The following is a 21,512-nucleotide window of genomic DNA, read 5'->3' as shown; positions in this document are numbered from 1 at the left end:
CGCGGTTACTCGTCGTCCTCGTCGTCCTCGTCGCCCTCGTCGCCCTCCGCCTCCGCGACCGCCTCGAACGCCGCGAGGATGACCCGCTTGCAGGCCTGCCCCTCGGTCGTCCAGTGCTGCGCGTAGTCGAGCATGTCGTCGTAGATGTCGGGCTTGCAGCCGGCCGCCTGCGGGTGGCCGCCCCCGTTCACCTTCCCGGCGACCTCGTGGGCGTGCCGGAAGTCCTCGGAGCCGCGGATCGACGCCGAGCCGGCGGGCTTGACGATCACCGCGGCGTCGGCGCCCTCGCCCCGGAGCGCCTCCGCGACCTCGTTCTGCGAGCACCGCCCGTACGTCACCGCGACGGTCCACTCGCCGACCTCGTGGGTGACCGCGCGGTCGACGGCGGCGTCGATCCGGGCCTCCTTCTCGACGCGCCGCTCGGCGACGAACTCCCGGACCGTCTCGGGGAGGTCGGCGCCGTGCGCGCCCACGATCGCCGCGTACTCCTCGCTGCCGGCCCAGTAGGAGTAGTCGGCCAGGTCGTCGGAGCGCGGGTCCTCCTTGATCCAGAGGTCGTGGTCGCGGGTCACGGCCGCCAGCTCGGTCCACCGGTCGTCGAACTCGTGGTCGAGCGACCGGAGCGCCACGTCGGCGGTGCACTCCTCGTCGGACTCGCCGACCACGAGGTCGACGCCGAGGTCGCGGACCGCCGCGGCGGTCGACTCGTCCCACTGGTGGTGGTCGAACCACCGGATCGAGTCGGTCGACTCGGCGAGCGCCTCCAGCGGCTCGGCGATCCACTCGTAGTCGTCAGGACAGAGGTCACAGACGAACAGATCCACGTCGTCGTCGGCGTACGCGAGCACGCGTTCGAGCGACGTGTCGATGGAGTACGGCCCGGCGGAGACCAGCCCGACGGGCGACTGGGCGTGGGCGTCCTCGGTCGGGTCGGGGTCGTCGGAATCGTCGGCTTCGGTCTCGCCGTGGGCGTCGCCGGCTTCCTCGCCGTCCTCTTCCCCGTCATCGAGTCGCGCCGCGATGGCCGCCTCGAAGTCCGCGGCGTCGAGCGCGGCGTCGTACGCCTCCCGGATCATCGCCGCGCAGGCGAGCCCGTCGGCGTCGCTGTCGGCGATGACGACCGCCTCGCTGCCCTCGATCGCCTCCTTCGCGCGTCGCTCCGCGCGCTCCTCGTCCAGCGAGTCCGGGTAGAAGAAGCCCTTGCCGGGCAGCCGCGTGTACCGCGAGCGGGGGATGTCCGCCTCGTCGATGAGTTCGTCGTCCATACCGTCGCGCCGGGCGGCAGCGGGAAAACTCCGCCGTTCTCGGGCGGTCGAGAGCGGGCGCGTCGGGGCCCGGCCCTCAGATCGTCGTCCGCCGCGGGTCCTCGTCGGTGAGCTGACGGACGGTGAGCACGGGGATCGGGCAGGTCCGGACGACCCGCTCCGCCACCGAGCCGATGAGGAACCGGTTCTCGCCGTGCCGCCCGCGGGTCCCCATCGCGACCACGTCGGCGTCGACCTCCCGGGCGTATCCGGCGATCTCGGGGGCCGGGCGGCCCTCCCGGACCTCGGCCGTGATCTCGAGGGTCGGGTCGCGCTCGGCCGCGGCGTCGGTCACCTCGTCGAGCGCGTCCTCGCCGCGGTCGTCGAGCGCGTCGCGGAGGTCGTCGCGGACCTCGTCGGGCGTGGACTCGACCTCGCCGCTGTCGACGACGTAGACGGCGTGGACCTCCGCGTCGAACCGCGCGGCGACGTCGACCGCGACGTCGACGGCCCGGCGGACGCTGTCGGAGCCGTCGGTCGCGACCACGATCGTGTCGAACATGGACGCCCATTGGCCCAGACCCCACCTAAAACCCGGCGGTCACGCGGGGACGGATGCGACGGAAACGGTTATTCCGGTGGCCCCGGAGAGCGGAAGAAGCATGAGAGAGAGTGACTTACAAGAAGAGCAGGAGCCGTTGAAAGCGGAATACGAGACGAACCCGGAGGCGGCACAGATCACGCTGAGCGCGACCGGCGAGACGGAGGGGGACGCCCGGTCGTGCAGCGTCGACATCGGCCGGGCGATCTACGAGGCGGAGCTCCACGAGGGGGCGGGCGGTCCGGGCGGCGGTGCCTGCTCCGGCGACCTACTCCTGGGCGCGCTGGCGGCCTGCGCGCAGCTGACCGCGCAGGCCGTCGCGGACAGCTTCGGGAGCGACGCCGACATCTCCGTGGAGGCGAGCGGCGACCTCGACCTCCGGGGGACGATGGGCGTCGACGACGACGTGCCGGTCGGCTTCCAAGACATCAGACTCGACGTCGCCGTCGACGGCGACCTCGACGAGGGGACTCGGGACGCGCTACGAAAGTACACCGAGAAGTACTGCGTCGTGTATCAGACGCTTGCGTCGCCGCCGTCGGTGGAGACGGAATGGAACTTCGAGTGAGCCGCCGACCGCCGATCGGCGGTTAGCGGCCCCGCGATCGGAGGGGTCTCAGGCCAGGAAGACGTGCCGCGGTCGGTCGGCGAGCACCTCGCGGCCCCACTGGACCGTCTCGCGGAACTCCTCGGAGCCGAAGAAGGCCATCGCGTCCTCCTTCGCGTGCCACTGGCTCGCGATGAACATGTCGTTCTCGTCTTCGACGTTCACCATCAGGTCCGTCTCGACGTGGCCGTCCATCTCCCCGAGGATCTCGCCCACGTCGTCGAACGTGTCGGTGAAGTCCTCCTGGTGCTCCGGCTTGACGGTGTAGAACATCCCCATCGTGCCGAAGCCGGACTCCTCGCCGGCGCGGGCGACGATGTCCGGCAGCTCCGAGAGGAAGCCGGCCGCGGTCTCGGCGGCGGAGGCGGTGTCCCAGATGGAGACGACCGCGGCGCGGTCGGTGGCGCGCCCCTCGTACACCGCCGTCTTCACGTGGGTCCCGTAGTGGTCGAAGTTACCGCGGAGCCCCTCGACCTCGTCGAACAGCTCCTCCACGTCGGCCTCGCTGTAGAGCACGGTCGCGTACACGTCCTCGCCGCTGGGCTTGCCGGCGTAGATGTCGAGGTCGGCGAGCTCGCCGCGGATGTCGGCGGCGGCGTCTGCGTCGCCGTCCTCACCGTCATCTCCGCCGTGGCCCTCCCCCTCGCCCGCGTGCGGGTGATCGCCCTCGCCGCTCGACTCCCCCTCGCCGTGGGGGTGGTCCCCGTGCGCGGGGCCGCCGCCGGAGCCGGCGCGGTCGTGGCCCTCGCCGCGACCGTGGCCGTCGTCGCCGTGGGCGTGATCGTGACCGCCCTCGCCGTGGGCGTGACCGTGGCTTTCGCCGTGGTGGGCCTCGTCCGCGCCGCCCGTCGGCACCGTCTCCCCCGCGAGGTACGGGCCGAGATCCGCGGGCGGGAACCGCCGACCGATGTAGAACTCGCCGAACTCGCCGTACCGCGAGGAGGCGGGGTCGAACCGCATCTCGTAGACGATGTCCTTGATGTCCGTCGGGTCCGAGCCGAACAGGGTGACGCCCCACTCGTGGTCCTCGAAGCCGACGGAGGAGGCGATCACCTGCTTGATCTTGCCGGCGTACTCCTTCCCGACCTCGCCGTGGCCGGCCATGAGGTCGGCGCGGTCCTCGAACGAGAGGTCGTACCAGTTGTACTCCTCGCCGCGGCGCTTACTCATCGGGTAGAAGCAGACGTACTCGTCGTCCGGAATCTCCGGCGTCAGCTTCCCCTCGATGTAGCGCTTGAGGCCCGCGTCGACCGATTCGGGGTCCTCGAAGTACTCGTCGGAGACGTAGCCGGAGACCTCGGTGACGGAGACGTAGGAGGTCGTCCGCTCCGTGAACCGCGCGAGCGCGGTGTCCTCGAATCGGCGCTCGATCGACGACAGGTCGTCGAGCGCGGGGCGGAAGTGGACGAACAGCAGGTCCGCCTTGTGCCCGAGCACGGAGAACAGCCCGGAGTCGCCCGCCTCGGCGTCGGCGACCTGCTCCCGGTGCCGCAGGAAGCGCTTCCCCTCCTCGATCGCCCGTTCACGCTCTCGCTCCGGGGCCTCGCGCCACGCGTCCCAGTCGATGGACCGGAAGTCGTGCAGCGCGAACCACCCCTCCTCGGTCTGTGGTGCCTCGACCATACGGCGGCTTGGGTCGCCGGGACTTAGGGGTTTGCGAGTCGTCGCCGCGACCGAAACCCTTTCACGACGACTCAGAAACGTAGAAACGATGCGGAAAAGCGGCCCGCCGAAAGGCCTGATCTCGTATCTCGTGTTGGAGCTGCTCGACGAGCGACCCCGGTACGGGTACGAGCTGCTCGGCGAGATCACCGAGATAAGCGGCGGGCACTGGGAGCCCTCGTACGGCTCGGTCTACCCGATCCTCTACAAGTTCGAGGAGGAGGGCGTCGCCGAGCGCGTCGAGCGCGCCGACGAGCCCGACCGCAAGTACTTCGCGCTCACCGACGCGGGCCGCGAGGAGCTCGCCGAGAAGCGCCGGGCGATCGGCGGCGAGGCGAAGGACTTCGGCGACGTGGTGCTCGGCTTCTACCACCTGTACGCCGCGCTCGCCACCGACGAGCGGTTCGCGGTCGACGACGACGAAGGAGAGTGGGAATTCTCCGAGCGCTACAGCGCGTGGATCGTCGAGCAGACGATCCGCCACCACGAGCGCGACTTCGGGGAGTTCGAGCGGATCGACGACACGCCGGAGGAGTTCCACGCGGCGGCGAACGGAGGGGGAGGCGGCGAGGGCGCGGGCGGCGACGCCGCTGCCGACGAGAGCGGCGGGGACGCTATCGGTCGATGAGCCGTCCGAGCACCCCGTCCGGCAGCCCGGCGCGGACCAGGCGGTCGTACAGCCGGTCGGGGAGTATCGCCGCCAGCCGCGGCAGCCAGCGCGCGCGCCGGCTCACTCGGTAGACCGCCCGCGGCCGGTCCGTCGTGGCCGCGACGACGACGCGCTCGACCACGGTTTCCACGTCGGTGGCGGCGGGCGAGTACCCCTCGAACGCCCGGTACGCGTCGGCGTAGGGCCCGTCGGGATCGGCGTCAGCGTTTCGCTCCGCGAGCCCCGCCGCCGCGCGCTCGTTGAACCCGGTCGGGACCGGCCCCGGCTCGACGAAGGCGACGGTCGCGCCCCGGGGCTCGACCTCGCGGCGGAGCGCGTCGGCGTACCCGCGCAGCCCGGCCTTCGCCGCGCTGTAGGCGCCGTGGTAGGGCAGCGCGGTCGAGCCGACCATCGACCCGACCACGACGATCCGCCCGCCGCGCTCCCGGATCGACGGGAGGGCGGCCCGGACGACGGTGTGGACCGCGGTCAGGTTCGCGTCGAGCTGGCGACGGAAGGAGTCGAGGGTGGTGTCCTCGACCGCCGCGATCTCGTACCCGCCGACGCAGGAGACGACGCGGTCCAGCTCGCGGTCGGCGAGGAGCGCCTCGACCGCGTCCCCGTCACGGAGGTCGAGCGCGTGGGTCTCCGCGGCCCCGGGGAGGTCGGCCAGCCCCGCGGCGTCGCGGTCGATCCCGATCACGTCGTGGCCGGCGGCCGCGAGCGTTCGCACGACGCCGCTCCCGATGCCGCCGGCCGCCCCGGTCACGAGGACACGCATGGGGACCGATAGCGCTCCGAAACGGGTGACGCTGGCGGTTCGGACCGGACGCGGGCTCCGGAACTCTCGGGAGTTCGATCCGCGATGGCGACGGGGACGACGGGCCCGTCGGGTCCGCGCTCCCGAAGGCATATACCGGCGACCCGCGACTACCCGGACAATGTCCACCGACGAACCGTCCGTCCCGATCGTGTGCACCGAGTGCGAGACGGAGACCAGCGTCCCGCTGTCCGACGTGGCGGACGCGCTCGCCAAGCACAACGACGGGAAACACGACGGAGAGGAGATCGCGGAGGTCGATCCCGCGCTGAAAGACCAGCTGGCGGACCTCGTCGCGGAGGACCTCGGTCTCTTCGACGAGGCCTGAAGGGGAAACGGCGAACGGGGCGCTAGGGTGGTCGCAGTCGGAGAGGGCGCAGTCGGAGAGAACGGCAGTCGAGGAGAGCGGAGACGGTGAGAACCGCGATATCGACGCTCGAGGCGGGACGCGAGGAACGCCGTCAGGCGTCGCGGAGCCGCGAGACACCGATCACCGGAAGCCACTTCCGGCCGAGAACGCGGGTCTCCCGGCCGAGAACGCGGACCTCGGAGGCGGTCCGATCCCGGGCGCGGTCAGTCGTCCTGCGCAAGCGCGCCCTTCGGGTGACCCTTGTGCTGTAAGTTCCGGTTGTCGCGCTTCCGCGTCGCCGTCGCGGGGATGACCTCATCGACTTCGGCGCGCGGCCGCCCGGTGTACCCGTGGTCCGGGTGCTCGGCGCAGTGCGCCATCGCGTCGTGAGACCCCTCCCACGGCCCCTCGTCGCAGCCGTCCGCCGTGCAGACGAACACTATGTCATCGGACATGTTGGCTGAGCGTTCCGACCGCCCCTATAAAAACGTCACAGCCTAATCTTCAGATCTGATAACGGGTGGCGGAGGGGAACACGCGGAGAGACGGGAGGGGCGGAGAGAACGGGACCGAACACCGCCGCGGATCCGGCGATCAGTCGCCGAGAACCGGGACGCCGGAGAACTCGACGCTCGTCCCGCCGTCGCGGCAGGCCTCGAGCGCGTGTTTGGCGGCGAAGCCGGCCTCGTGGGCGGAGGCGCCGCGACCGACGCCGACCTGCAGTTCGATGTCGGCGTCGTCGGCCACGTGCGCGACCGCGTCGGCGAAGGCCCGCTCGGGGAGGTCCGGACAGACGGCGACGACGTTGTCGCCGCCGACAAAAAACGAGAGGGCGCCGTGGGTCTCGCGGAGGTACCGCGTCAGCGAGCCGTAGGCGCGCTCGACGTTCAGGAACGTGTCGAACTCGTTGAGGCGGTCGGTGTACTTCCCGGTCACGTTCACCACGTCGAAGTGGGCGATTTGGAGGTCGGACGGGTCGGTCTCGGTGAGGTAGTCGCCGGCGAGCACCTCGGTCCGGTCCTCGTCCTGGGCGCTCCCCTCGGTCTGGAGCAGGCGGTTCGCGGCCTCCAGGGCGTCGATCGGTCGCTCGGCGACGCCCGTCCCGAGACTGACGCTCACGGGGTAGCGGTTCCCGATCGACTCCTGGAGCGCCGCGTGGGCCGCGCCGTCGAGCCCGTTCGTCACGGCGATCATGTTGTCGTACCGGGTGGAGAAGACGTAGGCGTCCCGCGGACCCATGAACTGGGCGATATCGGCGAAGAGCCGCGACTGGAGCGCCTGGAGGTCCATCTCCCGGCGGGGCTCCGGCGTCACCGTCCACGGCCCGTAGTTGTCGATCTGGACCAGCGTCACCTGAGTCGTCGTCACAGTGACCGTCGGTTGGGAGCGACCCCGCTTTACGCTTCCGTTATCCCGAAGCTGGAACTGGTCCCGAATGTGAAACGAGGGGCTCGAACTGCGGACGGCGTCCCGGAGCGAATCCCCCGGGCGCCGCAATCCCTACGGCGGTGGCGCCCCGATCCGGTCCATGGAGTTCAGCGGCGCCGTCCTCGACGTGGACGGCACGGTCGTGCGAGGCGACGATCCCATCCCGGACGCGCCGGCGGGCTACCGCCGGCTCCGCGAGGCCGGGATCGAGACGCTGTTCGTCTCGAACAACCCGACGAAGGCCCCGCCCGCGTACGTCGACCGACTCGGCGCCGCGGGCTACGAGGTCGACGCGGACCGGGTGTTCACCGCCGGGACCGTGACCACGCGGTACCTGCGCGAGCGCCACGCGGCCGACGAGCTGCTGTGTATCGGCGACCCGGGGCTGGTCGACCAGTTCGAGGCGGCCGGGCTCGCGACGACCGACGACGTCGACGCTGCGGACGCGCTCGTCGCGTCGATCGACCCCGAGTTCCACTACGACGACCTCTGTACCGCGCTGTGGGCGCTAGAGCGCGACATCCCCTTCATCGGCACCGATCCCGACGTGGTCATCCCGGCCCCCGAGCGCGACGTGCCGGGGTCCGGCGCCGTGATCAACGCGATCGCGGGGGTCGCCGAGCGCGAGCCCGACGCGGTGCTCGGGAAGCCCTCGGACACGGCGATCGAGATGGTCCGCGAGCGGCTGCCGTACCCGCCCGAGAAGTGTCTCGTCGTCGGCGACCGCCTCGACACCGACATCGCCCTCGGCGAGCGGGCCGGGATGACCACCGCGCTCGTGCTGTCCGGCGTCACCGACGAGGCCGCGGTCGCGGACGCGGGGGTGTCGCCGGACTATGTCCTCGACGACCTCGGCGACATCGACCGCGTCATCGGTTGACGACCCAATCGGCGATCCCGTCTCTGCGCCGCTTTCGACGCCGATACGTCGGACGATCACTTTCACGACGTGGACAACACTTATCAACGACAACGTCTACCTCACGGACATGAGAGAGGTTGCCTCACACGAGGATCGGACGGCCGACGACGAGGAGGACCCAGAAGCGGCCGTCCGCGTGATCGAGGGGCACGCGGTCCAGTTCAACGAGTACCGCTACTGAACCCGGAGCCGCCGATCCGGCGCTTGGCGGCGCCACCCTCGTGATCGCCAGACGGAGAGAGCGTACTCCGGCGACGGCGACGGGGCGGTGTCGGGACCGTTAAGTGCGCGTCCCGGGTACCCGACGGTGTGATACGGAGGCTTCGACGGGCGAGTGTCTTCGCCGCGGTGGCTGCCGTCGCCGTCCTCGCGCCGGCGCTCGGCGACGCCGCCGCCGTGCCGTTCCTCGCGGTCGCCGGCCTCGCCTTCTTCGGGGTCCGCGACGGCGTGTGGTTCGAGACGCTCGCCCTGCCCGGCGACCGCGAGGAGGAGCGCCTCTACGGCTTCGTCGCGTTCGCGCTCGCGGCCGCCGGCCTCGCGCTGTTCGCCTCCCTCCCCCGCGCGCCGCTCCCGTACGAGGCGTTCGCCGCGGCGACCCTCGCGGTCGGCGGCGGTCGCCTTGGCCGCGCGGTGGTCGCCGAGCGCTCCGCCGACGAGTTCTCCCTCGTCGCCGGGTACGTCGCCGGCGGGACGCTCGGCGCCCTCGCCGGACAGGTCGGCGTGCTGCTCCAGACCGACGGGTCGGCGCTCGTCGACGGCCTCCCCAAGATCACCTTCCTCGCGGCCGTGGCCGCGCTCGGGGCGGCGCTCGTCAGGTCGCTCGTGTTCGACCGGGACGCGCACATCACGGTCATCCTCGTCGCGTTCGCCGTCTGGGGGTTCGTCGCGGTGGAGCCGACGGTCACCGTCCCGCTCGTCGCCTTCGGGCTGGCGGTGACCGGCGCGCTCGGCTACGTCTCGTTCGCGCTCGGGACGGCCTCCGTTCCCGGCATGCTGACCGGGGTGTTGTCCGCGCTGCTGGCCGTCGTCCTCGGCGGTGTCGGCTGGTTCGCCACGCTCATCTCGTTTTACGCGATCGGCGGGTTAGCGTCGAAGTACCGCTTCGACGAGAAGGCGGACCGCGGCGTCGCCCAAGAGAACGAGGGCGCCCGCGGCACCGGAAACGTGCTGGCGAACTCCGCGGTCGCGCTCGTCGCCGTCGTGGGCTACGCGGCGACCGCTCACGTCGGCGTGCCGGGCGCGCTCTTCGGCTTCGCGTTCGCGGGCGCGACCGCGACCGCGATGGCCGACACGCTCTCCTCCGAGATCGGCGGGCTCTTCGACGGGCCCCGGCTGGTGACCACCCTGCGACGCGTCGAGCCGGGGACCGACGGCGCGGTGACGTGGCAGGGCGAACTCGCCGGGCTCGCGGGCGCGCTCCTCGTCGCCGGTCTCGCCGCGGTCGGGATGCCGGTCGGCGACGCGGTCGCCGGCGGCGGGATCGTCGTCCTCGCGGGGGTCGCGGGGATGACCGTCGACAGCCTCCTCGGCGCGCTGATCGAGGGCGAGCGGATCGGCAATCAGGCGGTGAACTTCCTCGCGACGCTGTCGGGGGCGACCGTCGCGGTCGCCGCCGCCGTCGCGCTCGGGGTGGGCGCGTGAGATGACGGGAGGCGAGGACCGGCCGACCGCGGAGAACCCCCCCGCCTCGGATCCCAGAGTCCGCGCTGCCCGCCCGGCCGACGCCGCCCGGATCCGGGAGCTACAGGACCACCTCCGACAGCCCAACCCGGACTTACTGGAGTACGGGCTCGCGGTCGGGTCGGCCCTGGTCAGCGTCGCCGACGGCCGGGCGGTCGGCTACCTGCTGCCGGTCGACGCCCCGAACCGCCCCGGCGTCCACCTCGCCGAGCTCGTCGTCGATCCCGACTACCGCCGGGAGGGACGGGCTCGCGGGCTGCTCTCGGCCGTCATCGCCGACGCGGGTGGCGCCGTGACGCTCCAGGCGCACCCCGACAACGACGCCGCGCTGTCGCTGTACGAGGAGCTGGGGTTCGCGGTCGTCGACCGGCGGGCCGACGCGTACGCCGACGGCGACGCGCTGGTGTTGCGTCGGGGGTAGGGGGACAGACAAAAGGCCTATTCGAGCCCCGCGCGTCCGGCGAGACATGACCGACGCCGACGCGGGAGCGGGGGAGATCGAGGTCGACTTCGGCGACGACGGGCTCGTCCCGGCGGTCGCGCAGGACGCCGACTCGGGCGAGGTGCTGATGCTCGCGTACGTCTCGCCGGAGGCCCTCGAACGCACCCGCGAGACCGGCGAGGCGCACTACTACTCGCGGTCGCGCGACGAGCTGTGGCACAAGGGCGGCTCCTCCGGACACACCCAACAGATCCGGGAGGTGCGGGTCGACTGCGACGCCGACACCCTGCTGTACCTCGTCGACCAGAACGTGGGGGCGTGTCACACGGGCCACCGCTCGTGTTTCCACCGGACGATCGACGGCGAACACGTCGGCGAGCGCGTCTTCGACCCGGACGAGGTGTACTGAATGAGCGGCGCGGGGGCGACGACCGGCGCGGCCGACCCCGACACCGTCCGCGCGGCGGGCGAGGCGGCCGCGACGCTCCGCGAGCGCTACGACGAGCTCGCCCGGATCGAGGGGCGGATCGCCGACCTCGGCCGGGACCGGATCGAGGCCGCCGCCGACGCGTACCGCCGGGCGCACCGCGTGCTCGACCGGTACGAGGAGGACGCGGTCGGCACCGGCGACTTCGGCTCGTACGTCCAGTTCCGCGGGGAGTTCGGGGACGCGGTCGACGCCGACGACGACGCGCTCGCGGCCGACGCGTTCGCCGACGCGGAGGAGGCGGTCGACAAGCGCCGGCTCTCGGAGAGCGACTTCGCGGCCGCCCGCGAGGCGCTGGAGCCGGCCGGCGAGTACGTCGACCTGCTCGCCGACCGCGACGAGGCCCTCGACGACTACCGGGCCGCGCGCAAGGCCGCGCGGGAGGCGAAAAAGGCGCTCGACGCCCGCCTCGACGAGCTCCGCGAGGTCGCGGACATGGCGGACGCCGACCTCGACGCCGACGTTGCCCGGCTCCGGGAGCCGATCGCGTCGTACAACGACGCGGTCCGCGAGGCGTTCGAGACGTTTTATAAATCGGCGTCGGCCCGCGAGGTGTTCTCATTCCTCGACCGCGCCGACGGCACCCCGTTCGTCGACGCGGACGTGCCGCCGACCGACCTCCGCGAGTACGTCGACGAGTACGACGCGGGCGAGGAGCCCCTGCCGACCCTGCTGGAGTACGCGGACTACTCGAACTCGAAGCTGGAGCACTACGTCGACGACCCCGGCGCGCTCCGGACCGCGGTCGCGGTCCACCGCACCTACGTCGAGCGGCTCGACGCCGAGCCGCTGACGCTCGACTGGCCGCCGGCCGAGGGCGACGAGCTGGCCTACGAGATCGACGAGCTGATCCCCCTCGTCTCGCGGGTCGCTGACGACGAGACGGTGGCGACGCTCCGGTCGGTCCGCGACCTCGCGCGCGGCGAGGCGTACGACCGGCTCCGCCGCGCGGCCGTGGTGCGCGACGCGCTCGACGACGCCGAGCTGGCGCTGCTGGCGGAGGAGCGCATCGACGACCGCGTCCGTGAGGCGGAGCGGACCCTGTCGATCGCCGAGGACGTGCTGGCGGAGACGGAGCGGGAGTAGGCCTTTTAAGAAGCGGCGGACTCGCGGTGAGGCTTTTTAAGAACCGGCGGCGCGGAGGTGCGGGCATGACCAGATTCGACGCCGCGACCGAGGGAGAGCGGTTGAAGCTGTTCGCCGACGCGGCCGCCGCCCACCGCGCCCGGTCGAGCGAGGTGATGACCGTCGACGTCGACCCTGACAGCGACACCACGGAGGGCGGGGAGGTGCCGCCGTGGATCCAGCTCGCTGGCACGGAGCTGATACTCGACTGCACCGACGACGAACTGGACCGCCTTAAGGACCTGCTCGGCGAGTTCCCGGAGTTCCGGATCGACGAGCTGGTAAGCCCGGAGGAAGCGGAGGGGACGAACGCCGTCGTCACCGCCCGCTCGGACGCGAACCGCGTCGCGGGGTTCGTCGAGCGCGCGTTCCGGGAGGTGTACGGGCTCGACGAGGACTACCGGGCGTGGGTGACGGCGGTTTAAGTGAGGAGGAGACGCCGAGCCCGACGGAAACGGCTATCCGACGGGGCACGCTCGGTCGGGTATGCCCACCGAGACGGAGCGGATGCTCGCCGGGGAGCCCTACGATCCGAACGCCCCCGAGCTGGTCGCCGACCGGGAGAGCGCCCGCGACCTCGCTCGGCGGTACAACGCGACGAGCGAGGCGGAGTCGGCGCACCGCGAGGCGCTGCTCCGGGAGCTGTTCGACGCGGTCGGCGACGACCCCGTCGTCGAGCCCCCGTTCCGGTGTGACTACGGCTACAACGTCGCCGTCGGCGACGGGTTCTTCGCGAACTACGGCTGCGTGTTCCTCGACACGAACCCGATAACCTTCGGCGACCGGTGTCTGCTCGGGCCCGGCGTCCACGTCTACACGCCGACGCACCCGATCGACCCCGACGAGCGCGCGACGGGGCTGGAGCGCGCCGAGCCGGTGACCGTCGGCGACGACGCCTGGATCGGCGGTGGCGCCGTGCTCAACCCGGGCGTGACGGTCGGCGACGGCGCCGTGATCGCCTCGGGCGCGGTCGTCACGAAGGACGTGTCGGACCGCGTCGTGGTCGGCGGGAACCCGGCGCGGGTGATCCGGGAGATCGAGTAGATCTCCACGCCGAATCCCGCAGAACAGGGAGAGCGGCTCGGTGTTCCCGAACCGAATACCGAACGGGCCGATGGACTGCGGGAGTGAGTGTTGCAGATTGGTAGTGGCGAGACGGTATTTCAACAGCCGTGAGCGGCGTCGACGACTACTTATAGAAACGGAACGGTGGCGTGTGCCTCCGAGGCCGCTTTGCGGCCGAGGAGCACGCGCGAGGGAGTCGGCCGGCGCTTATAAGCGCCGGCCGACGAGGCTGGGGAGGCGTGAGGCTGCGGTCTGCGGTCGGGTGGGACTCAAAGGGGCAGTCGCGAGGGGCGCTTAGGCGACGCTAAGCACCGCAGTGAAGGAGCGACAGCGACTGAGCGAGGCGCGCAGCGAGCGTAAGCGGCCCCCGCGACTGGGGCTTTGGAGGTCTTCACCGTGAGCACATCTATCACGTATAAACAGCCGACAGCACCACCGCAACCACACTTATAAACAACCGATCAGGCAATTTGCTATACCTCCTCCCGCCGTCGATCAAGAGGCGTCCTTCGCCGCGCGGTTCGATTCGTTCCGGCAGAGCGGGGCGCCTCAGCGGCGCCGATCGACCCGCCTCACGCGAACGTGTCGACGACCGTTCCGGTGTCCTCGCCGGTGGTGTAGTAGTAGCCGTCGTCCTCCGAGAGGGTTCCCCAGTCGGCCCAGCTCCCCTCGTAGTTGCGCACGTCGTCGAAGCCGAACTGGTCGAGGACGAACCAGCCGACCGACGCGCGGATCGCGGTCTGGCAGTAGGCGACCGCCGTGTCGTCGGCCGAGAGGCCGGCGTCGTCCAGCCACAGGGTCTCTAACTCCTCGGGCGAGCGGAGCCGCCCGGCCTCGCCGTCGATGCTCTGGACGAAGTTGAGGTTCGTCGCGCCGGTGACGTGGCCGAACCGGTCGAGGTCGCCGCGCTCGTCTTCGCCCCAGTACTCCGCGGGCGAGCGCATGTCGAGGATCGGGACCGCGGCGCCGTCCTCGTCGACGTTGTCGGCGACGAACTCCCGCGTCGCCACCACGCTGGCGTCGAGGTCCGCCTCGTAGGTGGCCTCCTGCGCCTCGGGCGCCTCCGAGACCGTCTCGCCGCCGGCCGCGTCCCAGACCGTGAACCCGCCGTCGAGCAGGCTGACCTGCCCCTCGTGACCGAGCGCGTTGAGCGTGTAGATGGCGTACGTCTCCCAGAGGTTCGACTCCGCGCCGTACACCACCACGTCGTCGTCCGCCTCGATCCCGGCCTGCGAGAGCGTCCACGCGATCGCCTCGGGGTCGGCCTCGAAGCCGTCCGGGGTCTCCTCCGCGTACGTGTCGAACATCTCCGAGTTGGAGAAGTGGTGCGCGCCGGGGATCCGGCCCTCGCCGAACGCCTCCTCGTCGCGGACGTCGAGCAGGCGCACGTCGTCGAGGTTCGATTCGAGCCACTGGCTGTCGACGACCGCGTCGAACTCGGCGGCCGCGGGGGTCGTGTACGCCGCCGGCTGTTCGCCGTCGCCGTCGCTCGACCCGAGACAGCCGGCCGTCGCCGCGAGCGCAGCGCCTGCCGAAGCCAACACCGATCGCCTGGATGTCCGCGTAGATCCGTCGTCCATCGATCGCGACTTGCGGGGCGCCCCCGATAACCCTGTCAGTCGAGGACCGTGTTACCGTCGGCTCCGACGACCGGTCCGTCGGCGTCCCCGTCACCGGACAGACTTGCGAGATCCGAGAGGGCCCCGCAGGCGGTCGGTTTCGTCCGGGACCGGTACGCCCGCGAACGGGTACCTACTCTCGGACGCCGACGACCGTGTAGGCGAACCCGCGGTCGACGATCCGAGGGTCGAACCCCGCGTCGGCGAGCGCGTCGGCGAGGTCGCCCGGCGTCCGGAACCGCGACGCCATCCCGACCGCGTGCTCGCTCGCGACGAGGGCCCGGCCGAGGGGGTGCGCCGGATCGAACTCTCGGACCACGAGCGCGCCGCCGGGGGCGATCACGCGCGCCGCCTCTTCGATCGCGGCTCGCTGGTCCGGCAGGTGGTGAAACGCGTCGACGACCGTCGCCGCGTCGACCGACCCGTCGCGGAACGGGAGCCGTCCCGCGTCCCCGGCGACCGCGGCGCGGTCGCGGTGCTCTCGGGCGCGGGTCAACATGCCGACCGAGGCGTCGACGACGGTTATCTCGGGGCCGGCGAGGGCGGCCGCGGCGCGCCCGGATCCGCCGCCCACGTCGAGCAGTCGGTCGATCGGACGCGTCGCGTGGGCGAGGCCCGCGGCCAGCGCCTCGCCGTCGGCCGGCGGCATGACCCGGTCGTACAGGGGGGCGATCCGGTCGAAGAAGCGAACGTCGCCGAGGCCGTGCATGGGTGCGCTCGGTCGCGGAAGGTCTTAAAAACCGGTCGCGTCGACCCCTCGTTCATTTAGGTCGGCGAGCCGTACCGGTCGGCATGGAGTACGCGTTCCTCGGCGGTCCGGACTCGGGGGCGACGCTCCGGCTCGACTACCGGGCGTTCGCCTACGCCGGCAAGTTCGTCGTCGGCGCGCCGGGCAAGGCGGTGTTGCGAACCCCGGACGGCTCGCCCGCGGTGCCGGAGTGGGAGCCGGACGAGCCCCTCCCGCCGACCGTCGAGGCGAGCGCGTTCGACGACGACGTGGTCGCGGCGGTCTCCTTCTCGCCGGACCGGACCGATCCGGACTGCTGTCGGCTCCGGTACGTCACCGTCCACGTCGCGCGCCGGGGCGAGGGGCTCGGCCCGCGGCTGATCGACCGGACCGTCGCGCGGCTCGCGGCCGACGGGTACGACCGGGTGAAGATCGCGGTCAACAACCCGTTCGCCTACGCGGCGCTGCATAAGTGCGGCTTCGCGTACACCGGCGATCGGACCGGGATCGCCGAGCTGGAGCTCGAACGCCCCGCGGCCGAGCCGGCCGCGGGAGCCGAAACCGGCGAAGAGGGCGAGCCGGTCGGCGACCGGTACCGGGCGGGCCTGCGCGCCTTCCGCGACGGCGACCGCGACCTCGACCCGGTGGAACGGGAGTTCATCGCGGCGCGGCTCGGGGAAGGCGAGGCGGACGGGACCGGCGAGGAGTAGCGGCCCGTCAGTTCAGCGTCCAGATCCCGTAGTTGAGGGCGGTCGCGAAGCAGACCCACGCGAGGTAGGGGACGAGCAGGAGGGCCGCCCGCCGGTCGACCCGGTCGAACGCGGCGATCGTCGCGACGACGAGCGGGAGCAGGAGCCCGAGGACGACGAGCCCGAGGTCGGCGCGTTCGAGCCCCCAGAAGACCGGCGACCACGCGACGTTGACGGCGAGCTGGACGGCGAACAGCGCGAGCCCGATCCGGGCGTCGCGGGCGACCCTCGTGGGCCCGCCGCCGGGACCGTCCCCCTCACGCCCCCCGAGGTAGACGAGCGCGGCCGCGGCGCCGATGAGCGCGTAGAGGATCGGCCAGACGACGCCGAACGCCCAGTTCGGCGGGTAGTAGGCGGGGAGATCGAGCCCGGCGAACCACGCGCTCTCGGTGGCGGTGAAGGGGACGCCGAGCGCGCCGATCAGGTTGACCGCGACCGCGGCGGCGACGACGAGCAGGGCGCCGCGGCGGTCGGGGAGGCGCGGAACAGCGGAGGTGGACATGTGAGTACTATACGCGCGCGACCGAGTTAAAACGACCTCGTGCGACCGGTTCAGCGCAACGGGACCCCGTGCGACCGGTTCAGCGCAACGGGACCCCGTGCGACCGGTTCAGCGCAACGGGACCCCGTGCGACCGGAGCGGAGCGCTCCGCGCGGCTAGATCACGTCGTAGTCCTCTCGGAACGTCTCCAGCGTCGCCGCGAGGACTCCGATGACGATCGGGCCGACGAACAGCCCGGTGAACCCGACCGAGTAGATCCCGCCGAACACGCCGAGCAGGATCACCGCCGGGTTCAGGTGGGCCTGCTGGTCGATGACGATCGGGCGCGCGTAGTTGTCCACCATCGCGATGACGAACACGCCGTACAGCGCGAGGAACACCCCCGCGGCCACCTGATCGACGGCGACGAGGTACGCCGCCGCGGGCCCCCAGACGAAGAACGCCCCGATCAGCGGCAGCAGCGCCAGCACCGCCATCACGAACGTCCAGAAGACGGCGTTCGGGATCCCGGCCGCCCAGAGGCCGATCCCCGCGACGAGCGCCTGTAACAGCGCCACGACGATGTGACCGATCACGACCCCGCGGGTCATCGCGTCGACGCGGTCGACGAGGTCCGCGGTGACGTTCGACGGGAGCGGGCTCGTCAGGCGGAGCCACCGCACGAACGCCGGCCCGTCGAGCAGGGTGTAGTAGACTAAAAACAGCGCCAGCGAGAGCCCGACCGACGCGCGGAGCGCGGTGGTGACGATCCCGCCGACCCCGCCGAACAGCGTGTTGGCGAGCAGCTGTCCGACGGCCGCGAGGACCTCGCCGACCTCGATCTGCTCGCCGGTGAGCGCCGCGATCTCCGCCTCGATGGCCGCGACGTCGATGTCGGTGTTCCCCCGCGCGATCTCCGTGAGGTCGCGGACGAACACCCACGAGATATACCCGAGCGGCAGGATGACGGCGACGATCGACGAGACGATCAGCAGGAGCGCGGACAACATGTTCCCCAACCGTCGCGACAGGGACTCGCGGAATCGCCCGGCGAGCGCCCGGCGGAACCGCCGCGAGAGCCGCACGTGGAACGGGTAGAGGACGTACGCGAGGATCGCGGAGGCGATGACGTACTCGACGAACGGGCTGATGACGAAGAGCGTCAGGAGCGCGACCGAGCCGATGAGGAGGAGGAGAAACGATTGCCCGCGGTTCATGTCGGCCAATTACCCCGCCGACGTATAAACGTGGGCGGGGCTGGACCGACCGACGGCTCCCGGTCAGGCGCTCGCCTCGTCGTCGTCGAGCCCGGGCGCGGCGGACGGATCGACCTCCTCCGGCTCCTCCAGGTCGCCGCCGACGACCGTCTCCCCGTCGTCGGTCTCGACGTACACGTCGTCCGCGAAGCCGGCCAGCGCGTTCTCGTACTCCGCCGTCTCCAGCTTCTCGGGCGTCTCGGGGGCGTCGACGATCCCCTCGGCCGGTCGGAACTCGCCGAGCGGATCGTCGATCGTGATCCCGTGGTCGGCGAAGAAGGACTCGTAGCGCCGGTAGTGCGGCTCCAGCTCGTCGCCGGGGATCTCCATCATCTCGGTCCAGCCGTGGTTGAAGAAGTCGAAGTTGGCCTGAACGTGGGTGATCTCGCGGGCCTCCGCCTCCGGGAAGCCGGCCTCCAAGGCGGCGACGTAGGTGTCCATCGTCGCGTCGAAGAAGCTGTCGAGGTGGGCGCGACGCTCCTCGCGGCGGTCCTCGTCGGCCTTGTTGAGGAAGATGCTCGTGTGCAGGTCGACGAGCTTGTCGTTCGCCACGTCGCCGACGACCGGCGTCGTCAACGCCTTCTTGGCGGCCCAGTGACGGATGTTCTGCCGGATCTTCATGCCCCCGGTTGGGCCGGGACGGCCTTGAATGTGTGGCGCCGAACGCGTTCGAAACGCGGCTGACCGCCGCCCGTTTCGCGTCTCCGACGGACGAGGGCGACGCCGGACTCACGCCTCGCCGAACGCGTACACGTCGCCGGCCTCGGTTGCCGCGAGGAGGACGTCGCCGACGAGGGTCGGCGGCGCCTCGAAGCCCTCGTGGAAGACGTCGCCGTCCTCGCGTCTGCGAGTCGGGTACGATCGCTGCTCCGTCCCGTCGTCAAGGGCGATCGCTCGGACAGCCCGGTCGTGTCCGAGGTACGCGAAGTCCCCCCCGATGACCGGTGCGGTCGCGTACTCGATCCAGCCGACGGTCCACAGTCGGTCGCCGTCGTCGCCGACGGCGGCGAGTCCGTCCTCGGTCGGGACGACGGCGCGGTCGTCTGCGACGGCGACGGATCGGCGGACCGGACCGGGGAGGTCGGCGGTCCAGTCCACGGCCCCGTCCTCGATGTCGAGCGCCCACAGCTTCCCGGCCCGCGTACCGATCAGGACCCGACCGTCAGCCACGGTCGGGGGTGCGGTCGCGTCGCCGACGACTCTCCTCGCCCACAGTTCCTCGCCCGAGGCGGCGTCGTAGGCGACGACGCGCGGGTCGCCCGCGCCGTAGACGACGGTCCCGTCGGCGATGGCGGGCGTCGAGGCGTAGTCGGCGAGTTCGTGTCGCCACCGCTCGGTCCCGTCGTGGTCGAACGCCGCGACCGTTCCGTTGTCGGGGCCGCCTCCCACGAACACTCCGTCGTCGGTCGCGACCGGCGAGGTCGTCACGTCGGCGTCGGTCAGTCGCCGCCACGCCACTTCGCCGCTCTCGATGTCGACGGCCGCCAGCCCGCGATCGACTCCCGGCATGCCGTTCCACACCGTGAGGTAGGCGGTTCCGTCGCGGACCGCCGGAGACGACGACGCGGCGTGGCCGAGGTCCGTCGACCACTCCACCTCGCCCGTCGCGAGATCGAGCCGGAGCAGCGTGCCGTCGAAGCTGACGTACGCTTGGTCGCCGGAGACGACCGGCTGCGAGTGTTCCCCCCAGACTCCCGTCTGGCGCCAGAACACCTCGACGTCGTCGGTCGGTCCGGCCTCGTCGCGCCGCGCGACGTGGGTCGGCCCCCACTGGAACTGCGAACGGGAGCCGTCCTCGACGCCGTCGACGTCGACCTCTCGGTTCAGTTCGTGTGAGTCGGGTTCCGATCCGTCGCCCTCCGTCTCCGACTCGTCGTTCTTCGCCTCGGCTTCCGGGTCCCCTTCGGGATCCGATCCGTTCGCGTCCGGTTCCGCGTCCGTCCCGTCGGGGGAACCGTCGCCGAGACACCCCGGGAGTCCGGCGAACCCGCCCACCGCGAGGGCGGAGAGGGCCGTTCGCCTGTTCATGGTCGCGGGTTCCCCGGGCGGGGTAAATGTCTTCGGGGCCGACCGAGGGAGCGGCGACCGCTAGGCGGGGTCGGGACGCCAGTCGAGCGGTTCGTCGACGTCGACGCCGCGTCGACGGTTCGGTCGTCGATCGCTTCCGCGCTCGCGGGGCCGTCGATCCCCTCGTCGAGCCGTCTTTGCGGGAGATTAGCACGGTTCCAGACGCGGATGACAACCCACATTAACCATGAATCCGAACGCCCGCGTATGAGCGATTCGTACGTGATCATCGGTGACGGTATCGCGGGCGCGTCCGCGGCCGAGACGCTCCGCGAGGAAGCCCCCGACGCCGAGATCACGGTTCTCACGGACGAGGGTGAGTCCCTCTACAACCGGATCCTGATCAAGGAGTACGCGAAGGGGAAGCTCCCCGAGGCCCCGATCTCGATCCATCAGGAATCGTGGTACGACGACCACGACGTCGACCTCCGGCTCAACACGGTCGTCGTCGACATCGACGTGGAGAACGACGCGGTCCACACCCACGAGGGCGAGACGTTCGAGTACGACTCCCTCCTGCTCGCGGTCGGCGGCACCCCGCAGCAGCTCCCGGTCGGCAACGCCGACGCCGAGGGGATCCACCACTTCTGGACGTTCCAGGACGCACGCAACATCAAGGAGAGCGTCGAGGACGCCGAACGGGCGGTCATCGTCGGCGCCGGCCTGCTCGGCATCGACTTCGCGGCCATCTGCGGCGCGCAGGACGTCGAGGCGAAATACCTGATGCGCGGCGACAACTGGTGGCGCTACGCCCTCTCCGAGGAGGGCGCGGAGATCATGCACGAGGCGATGCGCGAGCGCGGCGTCGAGCCCGTCTTCGACTCCGGCGTCGACCGCTTCGAGGTCGACGACGACGGCCACGTCGAGGCCGCGGTCGACCCGAACGGCGAGCGCTACGAGTGCGACTTCGCGGGCGTCGCCATCGGCCTCAACTTCAACACCGAACTGATCGAGGACACGCCGCTCGAAGTCGACGACGGCATCGTCGTCGACGAGTTCATGCGCACCAACGTGGACAACGTGTACGCCGCGGGAGACATCACCACGTTCAACGACCTCATCCTCGGCGAGCGGGCGAAGAACGGCTCGTGGGGCTCCGCCAAGGAACAGGGGACGATCGCCGCCCGCAACATGCTCGACTACGGCAGCGACGAGTTCGAGTGGGTCTCCTCGTACTCGATCACCCACTTCGACTTCCCGTTCCTCTCGTTCGGTCACCCGACGCTCGGCGACGATTCCGTCGAGGCGACCACGGCCGAGGGCGAGTGGCGCCGCGTCGCCCTCAAGGACGGCAAGGTCGTCGGCGGCGTGCTCATCGGCGACCTCTCGCCGCAGTCGGCGTTCAAACAGCTGATGCGTGAGGGCCGCGACGTGACCGGCCAGGAGGACCTCCTGATGGAGCCCGGCTTCTCCGTCGACGATCTCGCGGCCGCGACGGAGCAGTAACGAACGACCGATACGCGGCGCCGGCCGACGACGGCGAGGCGCGGTTACCCGACGACGCGGGCAGTACCTTTTCACACGCACGCGTC

General features: G+C 71.2%; 24 protein-coding genes. 12 read left to right on the top strand and 12 right to left on the bottom strand.

Features of this window, described 5'->3' with window-relative positions; genetic code table 11:
• Positions 1–5: 5 nt before the first annotated feature.
• A complete protein-coding gene (locus JIN95_RS05020; protein ID WP_200530692.1) occupies positions 6–1,265 on the bottom strand; it encodes a phosphohydrolase in 1,260 nt (419 codons plus the stop codon).
• A 76-nt stretch (positions 1,266–1,341) separates the two neighbouring features.
• On the bottom strand, positions 1,342–1,806 hold the full coding sequence (locus tag JIN95_RS05015; protein ID WP_200530691.1) for a universal stress protein: 465 nt from the start codon (positions 1,804–1,806) through the stop codon (positions 1,342–1,344).
• Positions 1,807–1,906: 100 nt separating this feature from the next.
• Between JIN95_RS05015 and JIN95_RS05010 the strand changes: the two genes are divergently transcribed.
• Positions 1,907–2,413 carry an OsmC family protein gene (locus tag JIN95_RS05010; protein WP_200530690.1) on the top strand — a complete coding sequence of 169 codons (507 nt, stop codon included), beginning with the start codon at positions 1,907–1,909 and terminating at the stop codon, positions 2,411–2,413.
• A 48-nt stretch (positions 2,414–2,461) separates the two neighbouring features.
• Here the strand turns inward: JIN95_RS05010 and JIN95_RS05005 are convergent, their stop codons facing one another.
• A complete protein-coding gene (locus JIN95_RS05005) occupies positions 2,462–4,075 on the bottom strand; it encodes a heme-binding protein (RefSeq protein ID WP_200530689.1) in 1,614 nt (537 codons plus the stop codon).
• A gap of 88 nt (positions 4,076–4,163) precedes the next feature.
• Here JIN95_RS05005 and JIN95_RS05000 point away from each other — a divergent pair, with 88 nt between their 5' ends.
• On the top strand, positions 4,164–4,742 hold the full coding sequence (locus JIN95_RS05000; RefSeq protein ID WP_095637806.1) for a PadR family transcriptional regulator: 579 nt from the start codon (positions 4,164–4,166) through the stop codon (positions 4,740–4,742).
• Here JIN95_RS05000 and JIN95_RS04995 read toward each other — a convergent pair.
• Positions 4,729–5,544, bottom strand: a complete 816-nt coding sequence (locus JIN95_RS04995; RefSeq protein ID WP_200530688.1) for an SDR family NAD(P)-dependent oxidoreductase — start codon at positions 5,542–5,544, stop codon at positions 4,729–4,731. The two genes, JIN95_RS05000 and JIN95_RS04995, sit on opposite strands and share 14 nt — an antisense overlap.
• A 160-nt stretch (positions 5,545–5,704) precedes the next feature.
• Here JIN95_RS04995 and JIN95_RS04990 point away from each other — a divergent pair, with 160 nt between their 5' ends.
• Complete coding sequence (locus tag JIN95_RS04990) at positions 5,705–5,911, top strand: hypothetical protein (protein ID WP_095637805.1); 207 nt, start codon at positions 5,705–5,707, stop codon at positions 5,909–5,911.
• A gap of 245 nt (positions 5,912–6,156) precedes the next feature.
• Here JIN95_RS04990 and JIN95_RS04985 read toward each other — a convergent pair whose 3' ends face one another.
• Both JIN95_RS04985 and JIN95_RS04980 read right to left on the bottom strand, forming a co-directional pair.
• Positions 6,157–6,387: a hypothetical protein gene (locus tag JIN95_RS04985; protein ID WP_095637804.1), complete on the bottom strand. Its 231-nt coding sequence runs from the start codon at positions 6,385–6,387 to the stop codon at positions 6,157–6,159.
• A 139-nt stretch (positions 6,388–6,526) separates the two neighbouring features.
• Complete coding sequence (locus tag JIN95_RS04980; protein WP_095637803.1) at positions 6,527–7,300, bottom strand: GTP cyclohydrolase III; 774 nt, start codon at positions 7,298–7,300, stop codon at positions 6,527–6,529.
• Positions 7,301–7,460: 160 nt separating this feature from the next.
• Here JIN95_RS04980 and JIN95_RS04975 point away from each other — a divergent pair, with 160 nt between their 5' ends.
• The 7 genes from JIN95_RS04975 (at position 7,461) to JIN95_RS04945 (ending at position 13,060) form a co-directional block, all read left to right on the top strand.
• Positions 7,461–8,240, top strand: a complete 780-nt coding sequence (locus JIN95_RS04975) for an HAD-IIA family hydrolase (RefSeq protein WP_200530687.1) — start codon at positions 7,461–7,463, stop codon at positions 8,238–8,240.
• Between the two features lie 351 nt (positions 8,241–8,591).
• Positions 8,592–9,923: a DUF92 domain-containing protein gene (locus JIN95_RS04970; protein WP_200530686.1), complete on the top strand. Its 1,332-nt coding sequence runs from the start codon at positions 8,592–8,594 to the stop codon at positions 9,921–9,923.
• A gap of 1 nt (position 9,924) precedes the next feature.
• Positions 9,925–10,383 (top strand): GNAT family N-acetyltransferase, encoded by a 459-nt coding sequence (locus JIN95_RS04965; protein WP_095637801.1) that lies wholly within the window; start codon positions 9,925–9,927, stop codon positions 10,381–10,383.
• Positions 10,384–10,429: 46 nt separating this feature from the next.
• The gene (hisI, locus tag JIN95_RS04960) at positions 10,430–10,813 is read left to right on the top strand and encodes a phosphoribosyl-AMP cyclohydrolase (RefSeq protein ID WP_095637800.1); all 384 of its coding nucleotides are present in this window, start codon (positions 10,430–10,432) and stop codon (positions 10,811–10,813) included.
• Positions 10,814–11,977, top strand: coding sequence for a hypothetical protein (locus JIN95_RS04955; RefSeq protein ID WP_200530685.1), 1,164 nt, complete (start codon positions 10,814–10,816; stop codon positions 11,975–11,977).
• A 65-nt stretch (positions 11,978–12,042) separates the two neighbouring features.
• Positions 12,043–12,441 carry a hypothetical protein gene (locus tag JIN95_RS04950; protein WP_095637798.1) on the top strand — a complete coding sequence of 133 codons (399 nt, stop codon included), beginning with the start codon at positions 12,043–12,045 and terminating at the stop codon, positions 12,439–12,441.
• Positions 12,442–12,502: 61 nt separating this feature from the next.
• Positions 12,503–13,060: a sugar O-acetyltransferase gene (locus JIN95_RS04945; RefSeq protein ID WP_200530684.1), complete on the top strand. Its 558-nt coding sequence runs from the start codon at positions 12,503–12,505 to the stop codon at positions 13,058–13,060.
• A gap of 593 nt (positions 13,061–13,653) precedes the next feature.
• Here JIN95_RS04945 and JIN95_RS04940 read toward each other — a convergent pair.
• On the bottom strand, positions 13,654–14,661 hold the full coding sequence (locus JIN95_RS04940; RefSeq protein WP_200530683.1) for a rhodanese-like domain-containing protein: 1,008 nt from the start codon (positions 14,659–14,661) through the stop codon (positions 13,654–13,656).
• 172 nt (positions 14,662–14,833) lie between these two features.
• Positions 14,834–15,409 (bottom strand): class I SAM-dependent methyltransferase, encoded by a 576-nt coding sequence (locus JIN95_RS04935; RefSeq protein ID WP_200530682.1) that lies wholly within the window; start codon positions 15,407–15,409, stop codon positions 14,834–14,836.
• Between the two features lie 83 nt (positions 15,410–15,492).
• Between JIN95_RS04935 and JIN95_RS04930 the strand changes: the two genes are divergently transcribed.
• Positions 15,493–16,137 carry a GNAT family N-acetyltransferase gene (locus tag JIN95_RS04930; protein WP_200530681.1) on the top strand — a complete coding sequence of 215 codons (645 nt, stop codon included), beginning with the start codon at positions 15,493–15,495 and terminating at the stop codon, positions 16,135–16,137.
• Between the two features lie 7 nt (positions 16,138–16,144).
• On the opposite strand, the gene JIN95_RS04925 is transcribed toward JIN95_RS04930, so the two are convergent.
• The 4 genes from JIN95_RS04925 to JIN95_RS04910 form a co-directional block, all read right to left on the bottom strand.
• Positions 16,145–16,678 carry a TspO/MBR family protein gene (locus JIN95_RS04925; RefSeq protein ID WP_095637793.1) on the bottom strand — a complete coding sequence of 178 codons (534 nt, stop codon included), beginning with the start codon at positions 16,676–16,678 and terminating at the stop codon, positions 16,145–16,147.
• A 155-nt stretch (positions 16,679–16,833) separates the two neighbouring features.
• Positions 16,834–17,874 (bottom strand): AI-2E family transporter, encoded by a 1,041-nt coding sequence (locus JIN95_RS04920; protein ID WP_200530680.1) that lies wholly within the window; start codon positions 17,872–17,874, stop codon positions 16,834–16,836.
• A 63-nt stretch (positions 17,875–17,937) separates the two neighbouring features.
• Positions 17,938–18,534: a DUF6149 family protein gene (locus JIN95_RS04915; protein ID WP_095637791.1), complete on the bottom strand. Its 597-nt coding sequence runs from the start codon at positions 18,532–18,534 to the stop codon at positions 17,938–17,940.
• A 108-nt stretch (positions 18,535–18,642) separates the two neighbouring features.
• Positions 18,643–19,941 carry a PQQ-binding-like beta-propeller repeat protein gene (locus tag JIN95_RS04910; RefSeq protein WP_200530679.1) on the bottom strand — a complete coding sequence of 433 codons (1,299 nt, stop codon included), beginning with the start codon at positions 19,939–19,941 and terminating at the stop codon, positions 18,643–18,645.
• Between the two features lie 246 nt (positions 19,942–20,187).
• On the opposite strand from JIN95_RS04910, the gene JIN95_RS04905 reads away from it, so the two are divergent.
• The gene (locus tag JIN95_RS04905) at positions 20,188–21,426 is read left to right on the top strand and encodes an FAD-dependent oxidoreductase (protein ID WP_200530678.1); all 1,239 of its coding nucleotides are present in this window, start codon (positions 20,188–20,190) and stop codon (positions 21,424–21,426) included.
• Positions 21,427–21,512 lie beyond the last annotated feature (86 nt).

The sequence above is a fragment of the Halorubrum sp. LN27 genome (assembly GCF_016635065.1).
Lineage (GTDB): Archaea > Halobacteriota > Halobacteria > Halobacteriales > Haloferacaceae > Halorubrum > Halorubrum salipaludis.
This window is presented reverse-complemented; position numbering and strand designations above follow the sequence as displayed.

What these genes read in the sequence shown, in the direction of transcription:
- JIN95_RS05020 (WP_200530692.1), bottom strand. Translation starts at nt 1,265, where the DNA reads ATGGACGACGAACTCATCGACGAGGCGGACATCCCCCGCTCGCGGTAC.
- JIN95_RS05015 (WP_200530691.1), bottom strand. Translation starts at nt 1,806, where the DNA reads ATGTTCGACACGATCGTGGTCGCGACCGACGGCTCCGACAGCGTCCGC.
- JIN95_RS05010 (WP_200530690.1), top strand. Translation starts at nt 1,907, where the DNA reads ATGAGAGAGAGTGACTTACAAGAAGAGCAGGAGCCGTTGAAAGCGGAA.
- JIN95_RS05005 (WP_200530689.1), bottom strand. Translation starts at nt 4,075, where the DNA reads ATGGTCGAGGCACCACAGACCGAGGAGGGGTGGTTCGCGCTGCACGAC.
- JIN95_RS05000 (WP_095637806.1), top strand. Translation starts at nt 4,164, where the DNA reads ATGCGGAAAAGCGGCCCGCCGAAAGGCCTGATCTCGTATCTCGTGTTG.
- JIN95_RS04995 (WP_200530688.1), bottom strand. Translation starts at nt 5,544, where the DNA reads ATGCGTGTCCTCGTGACCGGGGCGGCCGGCGGCATCGGGAGCGGCGTC.
- JIN95_RS04990 (WP_095637805.1), top strand. Translation starts at nt 5,705, where the DNA reads ATGTCCACCGACGAACCGTCCGTCCCGATCGTGTGCACCGAGTGCGAG.
- JIN95_RS04985 (WP_095637804.1), bottom strand. Translation starts at nt 6,387, where the DNA reads ATGTCCGATGACATAGTGTTCGTCTGCACGGCGGACGGCTGCGACGAG.
- JIN95_RS04975 (WP_200530687.1), top strand. Translation starts at nt 7,461, where the DNA reads ATGGAGTTCAGCGGCGCCGTCCTCGACGTGGACGGCACGGTCGTGCGA.
- JIN95_RS04965 (WP_095637801.1), top strand. Translation starts at nt 9,925, where the DNA reads ATGACGGGAGGCGAGGACCGGCCGACCGCGGAGAACCCCCCCGCCTCG.
- hisI (WP_095637800.1), top strand. Translation starts at nt 10,430, where the DNA reads ATGACCGACGCCGACGCGGGAGCGGGGGAGATCGAGGTCGACTTCGGC.
- JIN95_RS04955 (WP_200530685.1), top strand. Translation starts at nt 10,814, where the DNA reads ATGAGCGGCGCGGGGGCGACGACCGGCGCGGCCGACCCCGACACCGTC.
- JIN95_RS04950 (WP_095637798.1), top strand. Translation starts at nt 12,043, where the DNA reads ATGACCAGATTCGACGCCGCGACCGAGGGAGAGCGGTTGAAGCTGTTC.
- JIN95_RS04945 (WP_200530684.1), top strand. Translation starts at nt 12,503, where the DNA reads ATGCCCACCGAGACGGAGCGGATGCTCGCCGGGGAGCCCTACGATCCG.
- JIN95_RS04940 (WP_200530683.1), bottom strand. Translation starts at nt 14,661, where the DNA reads ATGGACGACGGATCTACGCGGACATCCAGGCGATCGGTGTTGGCTTCG.
- JIN95_RS04935 (WP_200530682.1), bottom strand. Translation starts at nt 15,409, where the DNA reads ATGCACGGCCTCGGCGACGTTCGCTTCTTCGACCGGATCGCCCCCCTG.
- JIN95_RS04930 (WP_200530681.1), top strand. Translation starts at nt 15,493, where the DNA reads ATGGAGTACGCGTTCCTCGGCGGTCCGGACTCGGGGGCGACGCTCCGG.
- JIN95_RS04925 (WP_095637793.1), bottom strand. Translation starts at nt 16,678, where the DNA reads ATGTCCACCTCCGCTGTTCCGCGCCTCCCCGACCGCCGCGGCGCCCTG.
- JIN95_RS04920 (WP_200530680.1), bottom strand. Translation starts at nt 17,874, where the DNA reads ATGAACCGCGGGCAATCGTTTCTCCTCCTCCTCATCGGCTCGGTCGCG.
- JIN95_RS04915 (WP_095637791.1), bottom strand. Translation starts at nt 18,534, where the DNA reads ATGAAGATCCGGCAGAACATCCGTCACTGGGCCGCCAAGAAGGCGTTG.
- JIN95_RS04910 (WP_200530679.1), bottom strand. Translation starts at nt 19,941, where the DNA reads ATGAACAGGCGAACGGCCCTCTCCGCCCTCGCGGTGGGCGGGTTCGCC.
- JIN95_RS04905 (WP_200530678.1), top strand. Translation starts at nt 20,188, where the DNA reads ATGAGCGATTCGTACGTGATCATCGGTGACGGTATCGCGGGCGCGTCC.